5 protein-coding genes are annotated in these 3893 nt (G+C 43.6%); 2 read left to right on the forward strand and 3 right to left on the reverse strand.

The genetic code is table 11. The features are described from left to right. Window positions 1-224 precede the first annotated feature (224 nt). Both WCM76_16735 and WCM76_16740 read left to right on the forward strand, forming a co-directional pair. Window positions 225-428 carry a YwbE family protein gene (locus WCM76_16735; GenBank protein ID MEI6767279.1) on the forward strand — a complete coding sequence of 68 codons (204 nt, stop codon included), beginning with the start codon at window positions 225-227 and terminating at the stop codon, window positions 426-428. 4 nt (window positions 429-432) lie between these two features. Next, on the forward strand, window positions 433-906 hold the full coding sequence (locus tag WCM76_16740; protein MEI6767280.1) for a hypothetical protein: 474 nt from the start codon (window positions 433-435) through the stop codon (window positions 904-906). 14 nt (window positions 907-920) lie between these two features. On the opposite strand, the gene WCM76_16745 is transcribed toward WCM76_16740, so the two are convergent. The 3 genes from WCM76_16745 to WCM76_16755 form a co-directional block, all read right to left on the reverse strand. Then, a complete protein-coding gene (locus tag WCM76_16745; protein ID MEI6767281.1) occupies window positions 921-1139 on the reverse strand; it encodes a VF530 family protein in 219 nt (72 codons plus the stop codon). 14 nt (window positions 1140-1153) lie between these two features. Continuing rightward, the gene (locus WCM76_16750) at window positions 1154-2482 is read right to left on the reverse strand and encodes a DEAD/DEAH box helicase (GenBank protein MEI6767282.1); all 1329 of its coding nucleotides are present in this window, start codon (window positions 2480-2482) and stop codon (window positions 1154-1156) included. Window positions 2483-3074: 592 nt separating this feature from the next. Further along, window positions 3075-3554, reverse strand: coding sequence for a hypothetical protein (locus WCM76_16755; protein ID MEI6767283.1), 480 nt, complete (start codon window positions 3552-3554; stop codon window positions 3075-3077). Window positions 3555-3893: the final 339 nt, after the last annotated feature.

Raw genomic sequence — 3893 nt, forward strand, 5'->3', positions numbered from 1 at the left:
AATTTGTTGCGGTTTGCAAAATAATATTCTGTATTTTTATCGGACAATAGTGAAACAAAACTAAGTATTTTTTGTCATCGATATATAAATAATGATATTTAGCATGAGATTCAGCACTTATTTATATCGTTAATAATTGATTCTAATTCAATTTAGTTTTGCTAAGAAATAATTTAAGTGGTACAAGGTGTAAATTCGTTTCTTTGCTGAAATATTGGTATACAATGAAAGGTCAAAACCGGAGCGACATCAAAGCAGGAATGGAAGTAAGCATCGTTATGAAAGAAGATCAGCGGACAGGAGAGCTTACCGAAGGCATTGTCCGGGATACCCTTACGAAAAGCCCTTTTCATCCTCACGGTATAAAAGTTCGGTTGGAAACCGGAGAAGTGGGACGTGTAAAAAATATCATTTCAGAAGACATATAATCTCATGAAAGGCGCATCACTCAAGGAACTTAAAGCAGAACTGTCGACACTGCATCAGGCAGAACTGTTCCAACTTTGCATGCGCCTTGCCAAGTATAAAAAAGAAAACAAAGAGCTGCTCACCTATCTGCTGTTTGAGTCTGCTGATGAAAATGCCTATATAGGGAAAGTTAAAACCCTTATCAGTGATGGATTTGAAGGAATCAATAAGACCAATTTATATCTGGTAAAAAAAATGGTTCGCAAAATTCTGCGCACTACGAATAAATTTATCAAATATTCAGGCTCCGGACAAACTGAAGTGGAGCTGTTGATATTTTTCTGTAAACAGCTGAGAGCTGCCGGAGTTCCGCTACAGGTTAATACAGCACTCGGCAATCTTTATCTGGCGCAGATTCAAAAAATCAGGAAGACGCTGTTAACCCTGCACGAAGATTTGCAATATGACTATACTCAGGAAATGAAACCACTGTTGTGAAATGGCGTTTGCGCTTACTTTTCACGCATGACGGTTAAAAATAGTTGCTCCACTTTTTCGCGCGCCCAGGGTGTTTTGCGCAGAAAAGCAAGACTTGATTTTACGCTGGGATTACTTTTAAAGCAATTAATATTGATGCGGCGGCCCATTTCTTCCCATCCCAAATGGTCAACCAGCTGAATGATTATTGCCTCCAGTGTTATTCCATGCAGTGGATTATTCGGCTGATTCATGATTACATTTGCTTCTAACGCGGTCGGTTTTTAATCCGTTTGCCTGTTTTCGTGAATTTAGGATTCCGTTTCCAGGCACATCCCAGATTCACCTTCATATTCTTCCCCTTTTTCTCGTGGAATGCACCTTGCGAATCTTTTATCGATGGCTCTTTACGGTAATTCTTATCAAATTTGGGCGCAATGCGCTCTTCCTCATAATATACATCAGAAATAACGATGCCTTCAGGTAATGCCTCCATGGGAATGGCCATGTTCATCATCTGCTCAATATTTTCCTGATACTCCCGTTCTGTCTGGTTAATAAATGATATCGCGATACCGTCTTTGTCTGCTCTTCCGGTACGTCCGAGCCGGTGAATATAATCGCCGGGAACATCGGGCATATCAAAATTAATAACGTGGGAAACGTCCATAATATCCATACCGCGTGCAATAATATCGGTAGCGATCAGCAGACGTTTGGTGCCCTGCTGCAATTGCTTTATGGCGTCAAGTCTGTTGTTGTGCGATTTATTGGAATGTATTACACTTACCTGACCGGGAAACAAAAGTTCTGCCTGCTCGAACAAACGGTCGGCCAGTTTTTTGGTTGCGGTAAACACCAAAACTTTGGTCATGTCCGGATCTGCATCAAGCAACATTTTCAGCAGGTTTACCTTGGTATTGAAATTGGGAACGTGAAATGCCCGCTGTACAATCTTTTCAATGGGTGTGCCGTGTGCAGTAATCTCAATTTTAACGGGTGCCGGCATTGAATTGGCGATGAGAGCCTCCACGTCAGGGTTGAGTGTGGCTGAAAACATCAGGTTCTGTCTTCTTACGGGCAATAATTCAAGCAGGTTTGTAAGCTGGGTGCGAAAACCGAGTCCCAGCATTTCATCCACTTCGTCGATAACCAGTTTTTGAATACTTTTCAGCTGCAGCACTCCCGACAGGGCCAAATCGAGCAGGCGGCCGGGTGTAGCAACAATAACATCCAGTCCGTTGTAAACTACTTTTTTCTGCATGTTGATGTTTGCACCTCCGTATACACCGGCAAAGCGAAAATGGGTGTACTTCAGCAATTTTTCCACTTCACCGACAATCTGTATAACCAGTTCGCGTGTTGGAGCCAGAATCAGAATGCGCGGGTCTTTTTGTTCGGAAAACGTCAACTGCCTGAGCAGCGGAAGCAGATAAGCAAATGTTTTACCTGTTCCGGTTTGTGCAATCCCCACAACATTCCTTCCCGACATAATTATCGGAAAAGCCTTTTGCTGTATGGGCGTAGGATCAACATAATCAAGGTCGGCCAGAGCATTGAGCAATGGACCGTTCAAATTTAATTCACTGAATGTCAAAATAATAATCTGTTGATGAACCGCAAAAGTACGCAGAAATGACGGGATTTAGTGGGAAAATGTGCTTTTTTGGTCCGCGCTGCAAACGCCCGCCGTTTTCATACTCAGGGATAGCCGTTTTATTCTATGAGAGACCCGTTTCATACTCAGGGCTACCTTTTTCTCACTCAGGGATAGCCGTTTCATTCTCTGAGAGTCACGTTTCATGCTCCGGGCTACCTTTTTCATACTCAGGGCACCCTTTTTCATACTCTGAGACTGAAACGCGGGTATCGGAGGTATCTTTTTCATACTCTGAGACTGAAACGCGGAGGTATGAGATTCCCTTTTCTCACCCGGAAGGAGAAATTCGATGCTTTGAGCAGGCGTTTTCATGCTTTAACAGTGAAACGCGATGCTTTGAGATTGAAACGCGATGCTCTGAGCCGGCTCAATCTATGTTGTAAGCAGAACATAAACTTTCCGGACCTCGTTGTTCAGATTCCGTGAATGAATACCGGTGTTTTCGATATTTTTTCGAAGCTTCCGGGAACCGGAATGCAGCCTCCGGAAACCGGAAGCTGCATATTAAATGAGCCCGGGGTTGCCCGGCTTACTGCGCGGGCGGAAGGTTTTGGTGTGAACCTCTGCCCTGAAAACGCTTCTGAAGGTCTTCGTAAATGCTTTTTGCGCCCGGCACATTGTTCTTTGCGGCGGCCTTCACCGAGTTGTAGAAGGTGATGGAGGCGCCAAAGGCTTCAATGCCCGCCTCCATAGCTGTGTCGTCCAGCTTTTGTAAGAGCGTGGCGGCCAATCGCTTTATTTCGAGTATATCCTTAAAGAGTTTATAGTCCTTTAGATATTCCTGAAAGTCGAGCCACGACGGCACCAGACCGGGATTGGTACGTGCGAAGTCGATTGCCTTATCAACAAAGCTGACCGTTTTTTCCCCGAGCTTATATGCGCCATGTCGCTGTTCGGGGGTCAGCGACATCAGGAAAGGCATTTTGCTGTCCACCTCATTCAGCAATTGGGCGATGGCGAGTTTTTCTTCCTCTGTTAAACTGGCGGAAATCGGGGTGATTGAGTTCATAGCATTTGATTTTTAAGGTTAGTATTAATTTATTTTTGATTGTTGATGATTATGGCAATTCATTACCATTATTTATACCATATTTTTTACAACCTGATATACAGCTTATAAGACACGAAAATCCCATCCAAAAATCCGATATAGGGATTATGCTGTTTTAAATTGGGAAAATTTGGTGGATACAGGGAGTCAGATCGCCGGGATGGAGGGCAAGGTCAGGAACCTGCACCCGTGAAGTGGTTATTTGCAATCATCCAAAAAAACAATGATGTTTATCTTCTTCCATGGATATTCCGCACATAGTAGTCCACTCATTCCGCGGCAAACTGGTCCACCAAA

Source organism: Bacteroidota bacterium (assembly GCA_037133915.1).
Lineage (GTDB): Bacteria > Bacteroidota > Bacteroidia > Bacteroidales > CAIWKO01 > JBAXND01.

Bases quoted from the DNA above. Each gene is read 5' to 3' on its own strand.
- WCM76_16735 (MEI6767279.1), top strand. From the start codon at position 225: ATGAAAGGTCAAAACCGGAGCGACATCAAAGCAGGAATGGAAGTAAGC.
- WCM76_16740 (MEI6767280.1), top strand. From the start codon at position 433: ATGAAAGGCGCATCACTCAAGGAACTTAAAGCAGAACTGTCGACACTG.
- WCM76_16745 (MEI6767281.1), bottom strand. From the start codon at position 1,139: ATGAATCAGCCGAATAATCCACTGCATGGAATAACACTGGAGGCAATA.
- WCM76_16755 (MEI6767283.1), bottom strand. From the start codon at position 3,554: ATGAACTCAATCACCCCGATTTCCGCCAGTTTAACAGAGGAAGAAAAA.